Source organism: Collinsella sp. HCP28S3_B9 (genome assembly GCF_052066095.1).
Lineage (GTDB): Bacteria > Actinomycetota > Coriobacteriia > Coriobacteriales > Coriobacteriaceae > Collinsella.
This window is the reverse complement of record NZ_JBQHST010000022.1, coordinates 1-18,877: the sequence shown is the minus strand read 5'-3', so window position 1 is coordinate 18,877 and position 18,877 is coordinate 1. Positions and strand designations below refer to the sequence as shown.

The following is an 18,877-nucleotide window of genomic DNA, read 5'->3' as shown; positions in this document are numbered from 1 at the left end:
ACGTGGGAAAACAGGTGTCACTCGTCTTATATCATTTACGTTGCACGCTGCACTATAAATAGCAATACGAGTCAGCTTATCGGCAAACACGTCTATCATGGGCTTTAATCTATAATCGCGTTCTCGGTGTGAGCACGCGGCCCCACCAAACGGAGGAACGCCTTGGATACCACCAACACCGCCCCTGGCGACAAACTCATCCGTCTCGACACGTTCGATACCGCTGTGGCGGTCGACCCCAGCGCCGAGGACGACGCCAAGCGCCGGTTTATGACGCTTATTCTTCAGACGGCATACCGCGACGGCGGCAATATCGGACACGTGCTTCGCGCGACCAACACAAGCGGCGAGGTCTTTGCCGTCAAGCTGCTCAAGGACAACGCCATCCTTTCTGACCAAACACCCGATCGCTCCGCCGAGCAAGCGGCTGCGCACCTGGCCAACACCGCCGCGTTGTTCGAGGAGTACCGTCATCTGTGCACCGTCTCGCACCTGCGCGGATTTCCGCGCGTCTATGGCTATGGATCGTGCGAGGACGACCCGCTCATCCTCATGGAGTGGGTCAAGGGCACCTCGCTCAAGCAGGCGCTGCCCTTGCTTCCGCACGATGCCTCGGGCGGGCTAACCACCCAGATGGTGGCCGCCGTTGGAAACGCCGTGCTTCGCGCACTCCTGATGACCCAGGGACTCGTAAATCCGGTCGTCCATCGCGATCTGTCGCCCGCCAATATCATGTTCCGTACCACCAGTCGAACGCTCGAGCAGCAGATCGCCGATTGCTCCTTTGACCCCTGCCTCATCGACATGGGCTCCGCGACCATGGCCCTCGGCGACGACACGATCACCCGGCGCGCCGACATCTGGCGCTTTGCCACACCCGCATACGCCGCGCCCGAGATGCTCACGCAGGATATCGAAGGCATCGCGGCCCTTCGCCGCTCGCCCGCAATCGACGTCTACGCGCTTTCGAGCATTCTGTACCAGCTCTACAGCGGTCGCAAGCCGTTCGATGTGGAGTCGACGGGTGCCGCGGCAACGGGCTCGTTCTACCTCATAAAGACCAAGACCAAGCCGGCGCCGCTCGAGCCGCGATGCAATGACGACGAAGCGCTCGTCCAGATCATCATGAAAGGCATTTCAGTCGAGCAGTGCGATCGTCCTACCGAGCAGCAGATGCTCGAGGTGCTCTCGGCATACTTCACCGATGCCGAATCCGAGGGCCGCGAAGGCGCAGGAGACGAGGCCGCGATTGATATCGATTCTGGCACGCACCTTAAGGTCGACGTCGCCGGCGAGCGCGAGAGAGAGATCCTGGAGCAGGTCCGGCACGACGCCATGACCCGCCGCCGCTTTATTATCGGTGGCGTTGTCGCGGCCGTTGCGGGGCTCGGCGTTATCGGGGCGGCAACCCATGGCTTTGGCATCCCCGACTACCTAGACGGCATCCGCAGTTCGCTTGACGACTACACCTGGGATCAGCTGCAGGAGATTTCGCTCAAGATTAAGGCCGCCGAGACCCGTAGCGAGGCACGCGAGATTGCCAAGCGCTACCATCTGCTCGATGACAACGGGCATATCCCCTATCCATGCACCAAGCGCGTCACGCTCACCAACGGGCTGGAGGTCGGCGCACAACTCGTGGGCATCCGCCACGACGAGCTTCTAGACGGGACGGGCAAGGCCGGACTGACGTTTATGTTCGATGCCGGCATTGCCGAGCGCGATGCCGCGGCCCAACCGTTGAGCGCCGGCTGGGCAGATTGCGAGCTGCGGGAATGGCTCGATAACGATGGCCTTAAGCTGCTGCCCAACGAGTTGCGCGCACTCATTAAATCTGTCAAAAAGATCTCGAATAACGTTGGCGCTGCCAGAAGCGCATCGTGTCTGAGCGAGTTGCCCGCAACCCTTTGGCTGCCCGCCATGGTCGAGCTGTGCGGTACGCAACCGCCCGATTCGTTTGCCGAGGACTATCACTACCTGGCAGACATCTACAACGGCGAGGGCAAGGAGTATCAGCTCTTCCGCGAGCTCAAGGTGAGCCCGTATTCCACGAACGAGACGTTGGTTCGCCAGTGGAAGGGCAAGGACACCTGTTGGTGGGAACGAACGGCGAGCCCCGACACATCGGAGAGCGAAGGCACACTCTATATGAACCGCGTGGGACACGACGGCGACGTCTTTATGTACGCAACGCCTGCGGAAAAGCCAAACAAGCGAACCTGCGTGATTCCCGGATTCTGCATCTAGGCAGCGGGCGTCTTGCCGTGACGGGACCCCACCCCGGTAATCGTCTTAATCTGTAACAGTTAGAGGTCATATTTCCCGCCAGATGTTACAGATTGAGACATTGAGTTTCCTGCCAACTGTTTGTCTTGATCCGTAACAGCTATGGTTCAAAAACCGATCCAGATGTTACAGATTGAGATGATTGGTTGGGACGGCCACCGATTGAGCAACCACCCTCATCTGTAATGAAAAGTCATACATTCCAACTATTACTAGACACCCCCAGGGGGTATGGGTATATAGTATCGAGAGGTTAACAATTCCAACACCGAACTACAGAAAGGAGAGGCCATGGCTCAAGATAAGTTCGACGTAGGCGGCATGACATGCGCCGCCTGCCAGGCGCACGTGGACCGTGCCGTGAGCAAGCTCGACGGCGTCCAAAGCGTCGCGGTCAACCTACTCGCCGGTTCCATGATGGTCGACTACGACCCCGCGCAGGTCTCCCCCGACGATATCTGCACCGCCGTCGACCGCGCGGGCTACTCGGCCTCACCCGTCAGCACAGGCACCGGTGCCGCCGGCTCAAACGGCAGCGCGCAAGCCAGGTCCGGCGCCGCCCATATGGAGTCGCCCGCCAAAAAGTTGGAGGCCGCCGCCTCTGCCATGCGCACCCGCCTCATCGTCTCGATCGTCTTCCTCATCCCACTGTTCTACATAGGCATGGGACACATGCTCGGCTGGCCGCTGCCCGGCATTTTCACCGACCATATCCACAGCATGACGCTCGCCCTCACCGAGCTTGTCCTGCTCATCCCCATCGTCTACGTCAACGACGCGTACTTTATCAACGGGTTTAAATCGCTCGCGCACGGCGCGCCCACCATGGATGCCCTTATTGCCGTGGGCGCCACCGCTTCCATTGCCTGGTCGCTCTATGCCATGTTCATCATGGCCGACCAGCTGGCCACGGGGCAGGTGCACGAGGCCATGATGACAGGCATGGACAATCTGTATTTTGAGAGCGCGGGCACGATCCTGTCGCTCGTCACCGTGGGCAAATACCTCGAGACGCGCAGTAAGTCCAAAACCGGCGGCGCCATCGAGGCGCTCATCGATCTGGCGCCTAAAACCGCGACCGTCGTTGCCGACGACGGCAGCGAAACCACCGTCGACGTCGATAACATCCTTCCCGGCCAGGTCCTGCGTGTGCACCCCGGCGAGTCAATCCCCGTCGACGGCGTGGTGCTCGAGGGTAGCTCGGCCGTGGACGAGAGTGCGCTCACCGGCGAGTCAATCCCCGTGGAAAAGACCGCCGGCGACACCGTCAACGCCGCCACCGTCAACCGCACCGGCTCGTTTACCTTCCGCGCCACGCGGGTTGGTGCCGACACGTCGCTGGCCAAGATCATCCAGCTCGTCGAGGACGCCAACGCCACCAAGGCGCCCATCGCCCGCATGGCCGACAAGGTCGCCGGCGTGTTCGTGCCCGTGGTGTTCGTGATCTCGGCCGTGACCTTTGCGGTGTGGATGGCACTGACCGGCAGCATAAACGAGGCACTTACCTCCGCCGTGGCCGTGCTGGTGATCAGTTGTCCCTGCGCGCTCGGCCTAGCCACGCCCGTCGCCATTATGGTAGGCACCGGCAAGGGCGCCGAGATGGGCATTCTGTTTAAGAGCGCCGAGGCGCTGGAGAACCTGCGCGGCGTGGGTACCGTGGTGTTCGATAAGACGGGTACGGTCACCCGCGGCAAACCTGCCGTGACCGATATCGTGGTAGCCACGCGCGCCGATGGCTCGCCCGCCATGAGTGAAAAGGCGTTACTGAAGCTCGCTGCCGCGCTGGAGCGCTCGAGCGAGCATCCGCTGGCCGAGGCGATTATGACCGAGTGCGAGGCGCGCGGAATCGTGGCGCGCATGGTCGAGGACTTTGCCGCCGTGCCCGGTCACGGCGTTACGGCACGCGAGGGACAAAACGCCATCGCTGCCGGTAACGTGCGCTTAATGGGCGAGTTGGGTATCACCGTGCCCTCAGGACTTGCCGAGCGATTCGCTGTCGAGGGCAAGACACCGTTGTTCTTTGCCAAGAACGGCGAGCTTGTCGGCACCATTGCCGTGGCTGACGAGGTCAAGGAGACGAGCGCCGAGGCCATCGCTGCGCTGCGTTCGCTCGGCGTCGACGTGCACATGCTCACCGGCGACAACCGTGTGACGGCCGAAGCAATCGCCCGCCGCGTAGGACTGAGCAGCAAGCAGGTCATTGCCGACGTGCTTCCCGCCGACAAGGAACGCCACGTGCGCGAACTGCAGGATGCGGGCGGCAAGGTCGCCATGGTGGGCGACGGCATCAACGACTCCCCTGCCCTGGCGCGCGCCGACGTGGGCCTTGCTATCGGCACCGGCGCCGACATCGCCAAGGAAGGGGCAGATGTGGTACTCATGCGCAGCGATCTCATGGACGTCGCCCGCGCTATCGAGCTTTCGCGCGCCACGATTCGCAACATCAAGCAAGACCTGTTCTGGGCGCTGTTCTACAACGGCATCGGCATTCCGCTCGCTGCGGGCGCGTTCTTCCCCCTCACCGGCTGGCAGCTCTCGCCGATGTTTGGCGCCGCGGCGATGAGCCTGTCGAGCGCGTGCGTCGTGTCCAATGCTCTGCGCCTGAAATCCTTTAAGCCTATAGTGGCAAAATAGGCTCACCATTACGTCCATTTAGAACGGGTTTTCCAGGTGCCCGAGATTGACCTGAAAGAGGAGCGACGCGTACTTTGGTACGCGAGCGACGGCTTGAAGGTCAAGGTCGGGTGCCTGGGAAAGCCGACATAACAGAGAGGAATACCCATGCGATACACAATTAAGACTTCCGGCCTTATGTGTGGCCACTGCGACGCTACTGTCGAGACGGCACTGCTCAACGTGGCCGGCGTGACCGACGCCGATGCCGATCACGAGACCCAGACGGTACAGGTGGAGTGCGCCGACACCGTGGCCGCTGAGCAGCTCGCTGCCGCCGTCGAGAGCGCCGGCGAGAAGTTCCACGCCCTGTCCGTGACCGCAGCCTAGCAGCTACCAGAAGCATTCGACCCCATCGACCAGAAACGAGGACCCGCCATGATGGCAGACCACAAATCGGTGAACCGTATGCTCAAGACGGCGCGCGGCCAGATCGACGGCATCCTGCGGATGGTCGAGGAGGACCGCTACTGCGTCGATATTTCCACGCAGCTCATGGCCACACAGGCACTCCTCGCGCGCATTAACGCTGACGTGCTCAAGGCGCATATCGAGGGCTGCGTGACTTCGGCAATCGAATCGGGCGACGAAGACCTCAAAGCCGCGAAGCTCGCCGAGATCGAACGCGTCGTCGACAAGCTCTCTAAGTAATCGGCGCATTGAGGACAAACCACTTTGCACCGTCTTGATGTTCCGAGGACAGGTATGTTTGCACCACATTGGTGCAGATTAACCTGTCCCCCTTGCTCTAAATCGGGTATAAAGGCGTGCGGCATATCGAACGAAAGGCAATTTGCATGAATGACTTTATGAAGGGCCGCAATGGCGCCGACGAGCTCACCATCGTGATGGGTTTTGCGGGCATCGTCATCGCGATGATCGGATCGATGGCCCGCGTCCAGTGGCTCAGTTGGATCGCCATCGCCGTCATCGTGATCGGCGTACTGCGCGGCCTGTCCAAAAACATCGACGCACGTCGCAAGGAGAACGAGGCCTTTGTCGCCGGCTCGGCTAAGGTCCCCGGCTTGGGCAAGTTTGTCGCCAGCTTGGGTGGCGGCGCTGCAGCGGCCAGCACCTCACGCGCGGCCGGCACCAGTAAGGAAGACTTTGAGCGTGCCAAGCGCACGGCCAAGAAGATGTGGAAGGGTCGCAAGACCACGGCATACCTCAAGTGCCCCAACTGCGGCCAGATGCTCTCCGTCCCCAAGGGCAAAGGCAAGATCCGCGTCACCTGCCCCAAGTGCCACGCCAAGATGGAGACGCGCTCGTAGCCGCCATACCGCAGGACAAAATAAAAGCCGAGGTCTCGCACTGGGACCTCGGCTTTTTTGAATGCGACAAAGGGCCCGCCCCCGTCACACCTACGCCACGCCGTCGCGGGCAAGCTCCTCGGCAAGCGCCTCGGCTGGCATGGCCATAATCGTGTCGAGCTCGGCGTCCACCTCGGGAATACGCTTCACCTTGAGTTTGCGCACCAAATCGCCACGACACATCACGTGCATCGGCTCGCGCAGAGCGCACAGGTCATCGAGCGGGTTCTCGCGCGTCACCAGGATATCGGCAGCCTTGCCGCACTCGATCGCACCGGTCTCGCCGCCCAGCCCCAGCAGCTCAGCATTGACCTGCGTAGCCGTATGCAGCGCAAACGCATTGCTCACGCCCACGTACTTGGCAAAATAGGCCACCTCGCGCCACATGTCGTACTGGGTCACGAACGGGCAGCTCGAATCCGTACCCAAACCTACCTTGATACCGGCTTCCAGCGCCGCACGAGCGCTCTCGATAATGCCCGAGCACACGATATCGCCGTTCTTCTTTTGCGTGTCAGTCGAATGAGTCTTTTCCGGATCGAGCAGCACAAACGGCAGTGCGGGGCTGATCGTGCAGGTCACACTCGGCGCACGCCCCTCGAGCTGAGTTCCCGCGGCGCCGCGGTACAGCTCCAGGATCTCGGGCGTCAACGGAGCGCCGTGCTCGATCGTATCGACGCCGGCCTCGAGCGCGGCCTTCACGCCCTCGATGCTCTCGACATGAGCCATAACTGGAAGGCCCATATCGTGCGCTGCCTTGCACGCCGCCGCGGCAACCTCCACCGGCATACGCAGCACGCCCGGCTCGCCTACCTCGGTCGCATCGAACACACCGCCCGTTACGAACAGCTTAATGACGTCGGCACCGCGCGCATACAGGTCGCGCACCTGTTCGGCCGCCTCGGAGGGACTGTTGGCCACCTGGGCGAACAAGCCCGCGCCGTGGCCACCCGGCACCGTGACGCCCGTTCCCGGCGCCACCAAACGCGGACCCTGATACTTGCCGGCGTCGATAGCATCGCGCACGGCCAGATCGGCAAACAGCGGGTCGCCCGCGCCGCGCACCGTGGTCACGCCACTTGCCAGTTGTTGTTGGGCGCTGCCCTTAAGAATATGGCGCACGATGGCGCGCCCCACGGGATTATCGAGCTTCTTCATCAGCGCGCCCGCATCGCCCGCCGAAACCGGCTTGCCCGAGCCACACAGATGCACATGCATATTGATGAGGCCCGGCATGAGATACGCCCCGGCCAGGTCGAGGACCTCGGCGCCTGCAGGCGCCTGCGCAACAGCGCTCGGCCCCATCCACGTGATGACACCGCGCTCAACGGCCACGGCCAAGTCGGGCTGCGGCTCCATATGCTCCGAACCATCCAGGACGGTCGCATTGATAAACAACGTGGAACGATCGGCAGACGCCATATCGAGCTCCTCCCTCACGATTAACTTGAACATTTGTCCATTATCACCTAATGCAGCAAACTAAAGTCGAACATATCGGTTAGCGGAGGGACGAGAGAGCTGTGAGGGCAAACGGAGACAGCACGGCAATGCTCCGGCCGTTCCAGCAAAACGTCTTGATTTGTAACAGGTAGACCAGGTTTTAGCAGCCAGATGTTACAGATCGAGATCTTTCGGCACCGCGTCCAGCCTTTGTCTCAATCTGTAACAGTTGGGTCGAATTTTGGCCGTTAGATGTTACAGATCGAGATATTCTCCAGCCCTGTCGTCAAACATCTAAATCTGTAACATGTAGACAGGTTTTCGGCCTCTAGATGTTACAGATTTAGATCTTCTAGCGGCAGCCAACCTTCTGTCTCGATCTGTAACAGTTACGAGGCCAAACGGCCCCTTGTTGTTACAGATCGAGACAAACTCGACAGGAACAACCACATCCGCGTTAGTCGTATCCCTCGGCGCCCATACCACTGACGCTTCCATCCCTCAGCCAAATCGGCCCGCTGCGAAATACCCGCCAGCCTCATCTTTTCAGCCAGCTTCCCTGGGTTCTTGAGCTCATCAAACGTGAACCTCAGCACCTTGTGCCCGAGCATTGTCAGATGAGATTCCCGCTGACGCTCTGCTACGAACGGGTCGACCGACTCCCGATCCCCACCATCCTGCAGGGTATACTTTCCTCTTCCGTCGAGCTCGCCAATCACGCACGTCCCGTCCTCGAGCCTCCAGAAATAATCGACCCGAAACACCTGGCTCGAATCGAGCGGATCGCGAAACTCCACCTGCAACTCTGGCACCGGAAAACCGTATGCAATAAAGAACGCTCGGAACCGAGACTCGCCACCGTTTTCGGACAGCCCGTCCGCATGCGACGCAATCACCTGAGCTCTGCGATACCCGCGTCTGCCCTCGCAATCGGCCTGGAGCCGTTCGCAGAGGTCGTCGCGCGATATGCCCTTCGCCCGCAGCGCAGAATCGGCAATCGCCAGACCATATGAAAACGGCGCACGCAGCAGACAATCCTCCACCGTGCGCCAAAACGGCGTCACTCGCACGCCGTCGACGCGCTCAAGCGCACCCGACGCCTGCGGACGCAGCAGCCTATATCCCGTACTCAACGCCACCGAACAACCCGTCTTGACCAAGTAACGCGGCCCGAGCAGATCATTCGGCACCTCCAGACCCCATATCAGCGCGGCGTCATACCCCCAAAACGCCCAATCGGGATGAAACTCCGCAAGCCCCTTGATGGTCCGCCGAGCCCGCTCCGGCGGCGTCAACGCATCCCATTCATGCTGAAAACAGAATAGGTGCGATTCGGGCTCCGCAATATCGTCTGTGCCCACATGGCGCCGCAGCCACATGAGCTCGGCATTGTCGTGCGTCGCAAGCAGCACGCCTTGTTCAGCCGCCTCCGTGAGCCTGGCGAGCATCCTATTCCGCGCCAAGGTGCTACGTGCTGCATGTTTGTGTTTGAAAACGGTATTAGACACTTTCATCACCACCACGTCAGACAAATGGACCATCGTCACCGTTGCCTCCGCTGACAAATGTCTTGATCTGTAACAGGAAGACAGTCTTTGAGCCTCTAGTTGTTACAGATTTAGATTGTTCGGCACCGCGCCCAACCTTTGTCTCAATCTGTAACAGTTGGATCGAGTTTTGGCCTGTAGATGTTACAGGTTGAGACATTTCCCCAGCTAGGTGCCAAACATCTCGATCTGTAACAGTTAGGTGTTCTCCAGACCCCTAAACGTTACAGATTTAGACAAACAAGCAACGCCCAAGCAGTCGTCTCGATCTGTAACGGGTAGACCGGTTTTTTGTCCCTAAACGTTACAGATCGAGATATAAAGGCAGAAGGCAAGGCAGGCGGCAGATGCCCATCCCCTACTCCCATTCCTGTTTGTAGATGTTGAGCGACTTTACGTAGCGCCCCTGGGCGCCCATGATGTCGCGAACCAGCCGTAAGAAGAAGCTGATACACGAGGTATCGAAGCCATCTTCTAGGTCCTCAGGATGCACGGCGCCAGGCCCGTCGACCGCCGTATCGCTCAGGCGCGCAATGTCGTAGAGGTAGAGCTGCCCCGCCGTCAGCCAGACATCGTCGACGCACGCGAGGCGCACCGCAATCGCGCCATCGCGCCAGTGCTCCTTTTGCACGATATGCGGATCGTAGACGTCAAAGCGACGGTCGGTACGCGTGTCACGCAGCGCGACCATACCGGTCGCGGGATCCTTATCCAAAATGCCAAAGCGCGAAAAATAGTGCGTGCCGCGCACCTGCTCGAGCCGTCTGAGCGAGACGGGCGAAAGCGACGCCGGCGGCTCGTCAACATACAGCTCAAGCAGCGTCTTGCCATGGTAATAGGGACGCTCGAACAGCAGCCAATCGGTAAATGCCATGTTATAGGCCATGATTTCATTTTGCGAGGGCTCCTCGCAATAGCTGAGCCATGGATCGACTATCACTTCGAACTGTGTACGCGCCGCCTCCAAAAACTGAAACTTGCGCAGCATCCAAAACTGGGCCATGCCGGCAATATCGTCACCGACGGCCTCGGCCAGACGTCCCCGGTCCAAAACATGATCAGCCATGGCATCCTCCTCAAACTGATAAACCTCAATTTGAGCTTACGAGGAGGGCGGGTGGTCGCCGCCATCACGGGCGAAATGGGCATCGGGCTGCAAACCAGATGCTGACCAAGCACTTGACGGGATACTTGCAGATTATACAAATTGCCACAAAATTGCAGGTAGAACTAGACGAATCACCCGCGCCGCTGTCCGCAAACAACTAAAGCTGTCACATAAACAGCAGAGCGCAACGAGCGCAAACGCCAACGGGTAGGCAGCCAAACGTCGGCAAACGAGCAAAACGCTCGCAAACCCGCAAGGAGTGTCCCCGGATGCCGGAACGTAAGGAACGTGCCCCAGCTGCCGGCACATGGGGACGCTCCTTACGTGCCGGCCGTTGGGGACAGCCCTTGCCGATTCGATTGTTGAGTAACTCCGTGATTGTCTTACAGCCCCAGCGCCTCGGCGACCTCGGCTGCGCAGGCGAGGGCATCGGCCATGGCACTCACCACGAGCGAGCTGCCGTTGCGGGCATCGCCGGCCACATACACCGGCGCGGCATCCGCGGCGACGCCGTCGACACGAGCCGCAAGATGCGAGTCCTCGGAGGCCATCACGGGCAACGGACGGCCCGCCGTGGCAATAGGCACGTCAACAGCGTCGAACACGCCGTGCTCCGGACCCGTAAAGCCACAGGCGATCAGCACCAGCTGGGCCGGCACCTCGTGCTCGGAGCCCGCAATGCGTTCGGGCTTGCCGGCCGACCAGTCCAGATCGACCACGCGCAGGCCCGCGGCCGCGCCCTTCTTGTCCAGCAATACCTCGAGCGTATCCACGCCCCAAGCACGCATCTCGCCGCCCATGGCAGCGATAGCCTCCTGCTGACCGTAGTCGGTCTTCTTAACGTTGGGCCACTGCGGCCAGGGATTGCTCGCAGCACGCTTATCGGGCGCGGCCGGCAAGAACTCAAACTGACGCACACTGCGTGCACCCTGGCGCACCGCGGTACCCACGCAGTCGTTGCCGGTATCGCCGCCGCCAATGACTACAACGTCCAGGCCGCGCGCGTTCACCGCGGGCTCACCGCCATCGAGTACCGAGACGGTCGAAGCCGTCAGGTAGTCCACGGCATACACCACGCCCGGGGCATCCACATTCGTAGCCGAAAGACCGCGGGGCGTACGAGCACCGGCAGCCACCACAACGGCGTCAAAACCATTGAGCTTGGCCGCCACCGCAGGGTTCGTAACGTCAGTACCCAGCTCAAAGACAATGCCCAGCTCGCGCATGAGCGCCACGCGGCGCTCGACCACGGACTTCTCGAGCTTCATGTTGGGAATGCCGTACATGAGCAGACCGCCTGGGCGGTCGTCGCGCTCAAACACCGTCACGCGGGCACCGCGACGCGCAAGTTCCCATGCAGCCACCAGGCCAGCCGGGCCGGAACCAACCACGGCGACCGAGGGCGCGTCCTCCCCTGCCGGCTCAAAGCGACGTGGGCCGCCGTTTGCCCATTCGTGGTCGCTGATCGCGCGCTCGTTATCGTGAATCGTTGTGGGCTGGCCGTCGACCGAACCCAGGTTGCACGCAGCCTCGCACAGTGCCGGGCACACGCGGCTCGTAAACTCGGGCATGGGCGAGGTGAGCGACAGGCGCTCGGCCGCCTCGTCCCAGCGACCGCGATACACCAGCTCGTTCCACTCGGGAATCAGGTTGTGCAGCGGACAGCCACTCGGACGCGCCTTGCCAAAGCTCGCACCCATCTGGCAAAACGCCACGCCGCACATCATGCAGCGGCTCGCCTGGGCGCGGCGCGCATCGTCGTCGAGCTCCACGTACAGCGGATCGAAATCGCGGCTGCGCTCCTCCACGGGGCGCAGCTCGTGGGCCACGCGATCGATATCAAGAAAAGCACCGGGCTTACCCATGGCACTTACGCCTCCTTCTTGGTCGAAGCAACAGGGCTGGCAGCCACGGGCGCAGTGCCCGCAGCACCGCCCGCGACATCAAAGCGAGCGACATCCGCGGCGCTCGCGCGGCCAGTCACGATGTCAAACGCCAACTCCTCGGCCTGCGCATGCGTCTTGCCCACGGCCTCGGCCGCAGCGACAATCGCCAGCACGCGCTCGTACTCGGTCGGAATGACCTTCACAAAGTGCTTGCTCATCGTCTCGAAGCTGTAGAGCAGCTTAATGCCGCGCGGGCTCTGCGTCGCGTCCACGTGCTCCTGGATGAGCGCGCGAATCTGCGCCAGCTCGCCAGCCGTCGGGGCCTTGAGTTCCACGCTCTCGTGGTTCACACGGGCCTCGAGCGTGCCGTACTGGTCAAAGACATAGGCCACGCCACCCGTCATACCGGCGGCGAAGTTCTGCCCGACCTCGCCCAAGATGAGCGCCAGGCCGCCCGTCATGTACTCGCAGCCATGGTTGCCGCAGCCCTCGACCACCACGGTGGCACCGGAGTTACGCACGCCAAAGCGCTGGCCTGCCAGGCCGTTAATAAAGCCGCGGCCGCTCGTGGCGCCAAAGAACGCCACGTTGCCCACGATGATGTTCTCGTCGAACTTGTAGGTCGCGTGCGGGTTGGGGCGCACCGACACCTCGCCGCCCGAAAGGCCCTTGCCAAAGTAGTCGTTGGCGTCGCCGCACACGTTGAGCGTAATGCCGCGCGGCAGAAAGGCGCCAAAGCTCTGACCGGCCGAACCATCGCAATCGATGGTGATGGAGCCGGCGGGTAGGCCCTCGGGATGCGCCTTGGTCACCGCATTGCCCAGGATGGTGCCCACGCAACGGTTGACGTTGGCGATATCGGCGCGGAACCGAATCGGGCGCAGGTGCGCACGGGCATCGGCCGTATAGGGCACAAACAACGTGGAGTCGAGCGTCTTGTCGAGCTCGCTGTCCGCAGCCATCTGCGGCAGGAAGTGGCGACCGTCGGCGCCCGGGATATGGGCACCGAACTCGCAGGTCGCGCTCGCCAGCACGGGCGACAGATCAAGCAGGTTGGCCTTGCGGTTGCCCGGTACCTCGATCTGGCGCAGGCACTCGGGATGGCCGACCATCTCGTCGACGGTGCGGAAGCCCAGGCTCGCCATGACCTCACGCAGCTGCTCGGCAACAAAGAGCATAAAGTGCTCAACGTGCTCGGGCTTGCCGCGGAAGCCGCGACGCAGGCGACAGTTTTGCGTGGCGATGCCGGCCGGGCAGGTGTCCTGCTGGCAGTCGCGCTGCATGAGGCAGCCCATGGAGATGAGCGGCATGGTCGCAAAGCCAAACTCCTCGGCGCCCAGCAGGCAGGCGACGGCAACATCGGTACCGTCCATGAGCTTGCCGTCGGCCTCGAGCACCACGCGGGAGCGCAGGCCGTTTTGCAGCAACGTCTGCTGAGCCTCGGCAAGGCCGAGCTCCAGCGGCAGGCCGGCGTGCCAAATGGAATCGCGCGCCGCGGCACCCGAGCCGCCATTGTGGCCGCTGATCAAGATCTTGTCGGCGGCACCCTTGGCCACACCGGTGGCGATGGTGCCGACGCCGGCCTCGCTGACCAGCTTGACCGACACGCGCGCACCGGGGTTGGCGTTCTTAAGATCAAAGATCAGCTCTGCCAGGTCCTCGATGGAGTAGATGTCGTGGTGCGGCGGAGGCGAGATCAGGCCGATGCCGGGCGTGGACTGACGGACCTCGGCGATCCAGGGGTAGACCTTCTTACCGGGCAGGTGGCCACCCTCGCCGGGCTTGGCGCCCTGGGCCATCTTGATCTGAATCTCGAAGGCGCTGCACAGGTAGCGGCTCGTTACGCCAAAGCGCGCACTTGCCACCTGCTTGATGGCGGAGTTCTTGGAGTCACCGTTAGCCAGCGGGGTCTCGCGACGCGGATCCTCGCCGCCCTCGCCCGAGTTAGAGCGTCCATGCAGGCGGTTCATGGCGATGGCCATGCACTCGTGCGCCTCTTTGCTGATAGAACCGTACGACATGGCACCGGTGTTAAAGCGGCGGACGATGTTGCGCGCGGGCTCCACCTCGTCGAGCGAAACCGGCGTGCGGCCGTTGGCATTAAAGTCGAGCAAGTCACGCAGGCGCACGGCACGGCCGGTGCGGTGCAGGCGGGCGCTGTACTCCTTAAAGGTGTCGTAGCTGTCCTCACGACAGGCGGTCTGCAGCAAGTAGACAGTCTGCGGATCGATGAGGTGATCCTCGCCGCTGAGCGGGCGCCACTTGGTCAGACCCAGCGTGGGCAGCTGATCGGGAGCCGGGCTCTTAAGGATAGCGAGCGCGGCGTCGTAGCGCTCGTTTTGCTCGCGCTCAACGTCCTCGACACCCATACCGCCCACACGGCTCACCGTGCCGGCGAAGTACGCGTTGACGAACTCCGGCGTAAAGCCCACGGCCTCGAAGATCTGCGCCGAATGGTAGCTCTGCACCGTGGAGATGCCCATCTTGGACATGATGGAAACGATGCCGGCGGTCGCAGCCTTATTGTAGTTGGCGATGCCCTGCTCGGCTGTCACGTCCAGATCGCCGTGCGCCGCCAAGTCGCGAATGCACGCATGCGCGTTGTACGGATAGATGCCGCTCGCGGAGTAGCCCACCAGCGCCGCAAAGTCGTGCGGAGACACGGCGTCGCCACACTCCACCACAATGTCGGCAAAGGTACGCACGCCGGCGCGGATCAGGTGGTTGTGCACGCAGCCCACGGCGAGCAGCGACGGCACGGGTACCTCGTCCGCTCCGGCGCGATCGCTCAACACCACGATGTTCACGCCGTCGCGGACCGCAGCCTCAACGTCCTCTGCAAGCTGCTTGAGCGCAGCCTGCAGCGCGCCCTCTCCGGCATCGCGGCGGTAAACGGCACGGAAACGGCAGGTCTTAAAGCCAACACGGTCAATCGCGCAAATGCGGTCGAACTCCTCCTCGCTCAGCAGCGGGCGCTCCAGACGCACCAGTTGGCAGGCCGTACGAGAGTCCTCGAGCAGGTTGCCGTGGTTGCCCAGGTAGAGCGTGGTCGAGGTGACCATATGCTCGCGCAGGGCGTCGATCGGCGGGTTCGTGACCTGGGCGAACAGTTGATAGAAGTAGTCAAAGAACGAGCGCGTCTTCTTGGACAGGCAGGCCAGCGGCGCATCGATACCCATCGAGGCGAGCGGGGCCTTGCCCTGCTGGGCCATGGGGCGCACGACCTCGTCAACATCATCCCAGTGGTAGCCGAGCTTGGCCATACGCACGGCGGCAGGCACCTCGGCATCCTCGGCGGGCGTTGCCGCGGCGGGCTTGTCGAGCGCGTCAACGGTCAGCGTCTCTTCGGCAATCCAATCGCGGTAGGGCTTTTCCTTGGCATAGCGGGCGCGCAGCTCATCATTGTAGATCACACGGCCGCGGGCAAAATCGACCTCGAGCATCTGGCCCGGTCCCAAACAACCGCTTGTCAGGATATTCTCGGGGCGCACCTCGATGGTGCCCACCTCGCTTGCCAGCATAAAGCGGCCGTCGCGCGTCACGTAGTAGCGAGCCGGGCGCAGGCCGTTGCGGTCAAGGGCGGCACCCAGCGTACGGCCGTCGGTAAAGGCGATGGCCGCCGGGCCGTCCCAGGGCTCCATGAGCATGGACTGGTAGGCATCGTAGGCGCGACGCTCCTCGCTCAGGTTGTCGTTGTGGTCCCACGGCTCGGGCAGCAACATGGACGCGGCACGCGTGAGCGGACGGCCGTTCATGACCAAAAACTCGAGTACATTATCCAGAATCGCGGAGTCGGAACCCTCGCGGTTGATGATGGGCATCACACGCTCAAGATCATGTTGCAGCACGGGGCTGTACAGGTTAGGTTCGCGGGCGCGAATCCAGTTGACGTTGCCCTTGAGGGTGTTGATCTCGCCGTTGTGGATAATAAAGCGGTTGGGATGTGCGCGCTCCCAGCTAGGCGTGGTATTGGTGGAGTAGCGCGAGTGGACGAGCGCCACGGCCGTCTTAACGGCGGCGTCGTTGAGATCGATAAAGAAGCGGCGCATCTGCGTGGCGACCAGCATGCCCTTGTACACGATGGTGCGCGAGCTCATGGAGCACACATAGAAGATCTTGTCGCGCAGGGCAAACTCGGCGTCGGCCTTCTTTTCGATGGTGCGGCGGCACACGTACAGGCGACGCTCAAAGGCATCGCCGGCGGGCGTGTCGTCCGGACGGCCCAGGAAGGCCTGCAGGATGGTGGGCATGCAGGCGCGGGCCGTCTCGCCCAGATCGTGAGGGTCGACCGGCACCTCGCGCCAAAAGAGCAGCGGCACCCCGGCCTCGGCACAGCCTTCCTCAAACACGTGGCGGGCATCCTCTACGCCCTTGTCGTCTTGCGGGAAGAACAGCATGGCCACGCCATAGTCGCCCTCTGCCGGCAGAATCTGGCCGCACTTTTGAGCCTCTTTGCGGAAAAAGTGATGCGGAACCTGGAACAGGATGCCGGCGCCGTCGCCGGTATTCTTCTCGAGTCCCGTGCCACCGCGGTGCTCCAAGTTGACCAGAATGGACAGCGCATCGTCCAGAATCTGGTGGTGGCGCTCGCCGTTGATATCGGCAAGCGCGCCGATGCCACATGCATCGTGGTCGAATTCGGGGCGATAAAGGCCCTGCTGCTGAGCGGAATCTGCCTGCATCGCGATCCTCCCCTAGATATTTAGACAGTCAGTTGAATAGGCATACTAGAAGCATCGCCGGCCCATTGTGTTTCCCGCCCGTTTCGAAACAATTGCGTAACGCACGCCCTACGAGTGGACACCGCCGACCTCAAGGGCAACGACAAGGGCCCCAGATTCGGCCTGTAAGCTCACCGCTTCAAACATCTCAATCTGTAACAGGAAGACCCAATTTCGACGACCAACTGTTACAGATTGAGATGTTCTCGAGAGACGGTTCCGAATGTCTCAATCTGTAACACGAAGGGGCGGTTTTGGCGGTCAGCTGTTACGGATCGAGATTTTCCATAGGACCATTTCTTCCTGTCTCGATCTGTAACACCTAGGCCCAATTTCCATCCCTAGTTGTTACAGATCAAGACATTTCGGCAACCCCCTTTTACCATCACAACAATTTTGTTAGTCATGGTCAGATTTCGAGCCTAAAACGGGTATCCTTTGCGGCGTCAAACAAACGGCACGCAGGAGTGCACCATGATCGACCATCTCAAACATCACTTTGGCTCCCCGCGCACCGGCGGCCACGGCGGACTCGACATCGCACGGCATATCGGCCCCGGGCTGCTCGTGACCGTCGGCTTTATCGACCCGGGCAATTGGGCCTCCAATATGGCTGCCGGCTCGCAGTTTGGCTACGCGCTGCTGTGGATCGTCACGCTGTCCACGATCATGCTCATCGTGCTGCAACACAACGCGGCTCACTTGGGCATCGCCACGGGCATGTGTCTTGCCGAGGCCACGACGCGCCACCTGCCCCGCCTCGTCGGGCGTGCGATACTCGGCAGCGCGTATCTAGCCACGGTCGCCACCGCCATGGCCGAAGTCCTGGGCGGTGCGATCGCACTTCAAATGCTCTTCGGCCTGCCCGTACGTGCCGGCTGCATCATCGTGGCGGCGGCATCGATTGTCATGCTCATGACAAGCTCCTACAAACGCGCCGAACGCTGGATCATCGCCTTCGTGGGCGTGGTAGGACTTTCGTTTTTAGTCGAGCTTCTGCTGGTCAAGGTCGACTGGCCGCAAGCCGCCACAAGCTGGATCACACCCAGTATGCCCACCGGCTCAGTCGCGATTATCGTAAGTGTCCTAGGCGCGGTCGTTATGCCCCACAACCTCTTCCTGCACTCCGAGGTCATCCAATCCATGCACTTTGAAGGCCAAGGCGAGCAGGTTATCGAAGAACGCCTGCACTACGAGCTCTTCGACACGCTCTTTTCGATGGGTGTGGGCTGGGCAATCAACTCGGCCATGGTCATCCTGGCCGCAACGACCTTCTTTGCGCACGGCATTGTCGTAGACGACCTCGCCGTCGCAGCGGCCACGCTCTCCCCCATTCTGGGCCCGGCAAGCTCGACCATCTTTGCGGTGGCACTGCTGTTTGCGGGCATATCGAGTAGCGTGACGGCGGGCATGGCGGCGGGCACCATCACCGCGGGCATATTCGACGAGGAATACGACATCCACGACCGACATTCCTCGATCGGAGTGGCGGCCTGTTTCGTCGGCGCAGTGGCGGCGTGCCTGATCGTCCCGAATCCTTTTGAGGGTCTCATTTGGAGTCAGGCACTGTTGTCGCTTCAGCTGCCGATTACGGTCTTTGTGCTCATACGACTCACCAGCTCGCCCCGCGTCATGGGCAAATACGCCAACTCGCGCCCGCTCAACGCGTTGCTCGTAGGGATCGGTGTCATCGTGACGATTCTCGACATCGTACTGCTAACGGGGATGTAATGGGATGGCGTGACTGTCCAGATATAACGTCTCAATCTGTAACAAGTGAGGCCGCTTTGAGGATCGCGTGCCGAATGTTGGTGTAAGGGGCCGCTTCCCTGGCCGTAGAAAGCAGGAAGCGGTTATCGCCTAGAATCTTAATTGCTGAAGCTAGGATTCGTGGAAAGGCAAT

Annotated in this window: 11 protein-coding genes; 6 read left to right on the top strand and 5 right to left on the bottom strand. The window is 61.5% G+C overall.

The features are described 5' to 3' along the window. Positions 1 to 162 precede the first annotated feature (162 nt). The 5 genes from ACTNBB_RS06425 to ACTNBB_RS06405 all read left to right on the top strand — a co-directional run bounded on the left by ACTNBB_RS06425 (position 163) and on the right by ACTNBB_RS06405 (position 6,230). On the top strand, positions 163 to 2,247 hold the full coding sequence (locus ACTNBB_RS06425) for a protein kinase domain-containing protein (RefSeq protein ID WP_441056841.1): 2,085 nt from the start codon (positions 163 to 165) through the stop codon (positions 2,245 to 2,247). A 330-nt stretch (positions 2,248 to 2,577) separates the two neighbouring features. Next, a complete protein-coding gene (locus ACTNBB_RS06420; protein ID WP_441056839.1) occupies positions 2,578 to 4,920 on the top strand; it encodes a heavy metal translocating P-type ATPase in 2,343 nt (780 codons plus the stop codon). Positions 4,921 to 5,067: 147 nt separating this feature from the next. Next, positions 5,068 to 5,289 carry a heavy-metal-associated domain-containing protein gene (locus tag ACTNBB_RS06415; RefSeq protein WP_154515953.1) on the top strand — a complete coding sequence of 74 codons (222 nt, stop codon included), beginning with the start codon at positions 5,068 to 5,070 and terminating at the stop codon, positions 5,287 to 5,289. Between the two features lie 51 nt (positions 5,290 to 5,340). Further along, positions 5,341 to 5,610, top strand: coding sequence for a metal-sensing transcriptional repressor (locus ACTNBB_RS06410; protein ID WP_229778266.1), 270 nt, complete (start codon positions 5,341 to 5,343; stop codon positions 5,608 to 5,610). A gap of 146 nt (positions 5,611 to 5,756) precedes the next feature. After that, a complete protein-coding gene (locus ACTNBB_RS06405) occupies positions 5,757 to 6,230 on the top strand; it encodes a hypothetical protein (RefSeq protein WP_427717775.1) in 474 nt (157 codons plus the stop codon). Between the two features lie 90 nt (positions 6,231 to 6,320). Here the strand turns inward: ACTNBB_RS06405 and ACTNBB_RS06400 are convergent, their stop codons facing one another. From ACTNBB_RS06400 to gltB, 5 genes are all read right to left on the bottom strand, one after another. Then, entirely contained in the window at positions 6,321 to 7,724 is a 1,404-nt protein-coding gene (locus ACTNBB_RS06400) for an amidohydrolase family protein (protein WP_441056837.1), read from the bottom strand. A 377-nt stretch (positions 7,725 to 8,101) separates the two neighbouring features. Continuing rightward, complete coding sequence (locus tag ACTNBB_RS06395) at positions 8,102 to 9,259, bottom strand: hypothetical protein (protein ID WP_441056835.1); 1,158 nt, start codon at positions 9,257 to 9,259, stop codon at positions 8,102 to 8,104. A gap of 358 nt (positions 9,260 to 9,617) precedes the next feature. Further along, the gene (locus ACTNBB_RS06390) at positions 9,618 to 10,325 is read right to left on the bottom strand and encodes a hypothetical protein (protein WP_441056833.1); all 708 of its coding nucleotides are present in this window, start codon (positions 10,323 to 10,325) and stop codon (positions 9,618 to 9,620) included. Positions 10,326 to 10,750: 425 nt separating this feature from the next. Next, a complete protein-coding gene (locus ACTNBB_RS06385) occupies positions 10,751 to 12,232 on the bottom strand; it encodes a glutamate synthase subunit beta (protein WP_441056831.1) in 1,482 nt (493 codons plus the stop codon). Between the two features lie 5 nt (positions 12,233 to 12,237). Next, positions 12,238 to 16,935 (bottom strand): glutamate synthase large subunit, encoded by a 4,698-nt coding sequence (gene gltB, locus ACTNBB_RS06380; protein WP_441056829.1) that lies wholly within the window; start codon positions 16,933 to 16,935, stop codon positions 12,238 to 12,240. 513 nt (positions 16,936 to 17,448) lie between these two features. Between gltB and ACTNBB_RS06375 the strand changes: the two genes are divergently transcribed. Beyond that, entirely contained in the window at positions 17,449 to 18,705 is a 1,257-nt protein-coding gene (locus tag ACTNBB_RS06375; RefSeq protein ID WP_441042102.1) for an Nramp family divalent metal transporter, read from the top strand. Positions 18,706 to 18,877: the final 172 nt, after the last annotated feature.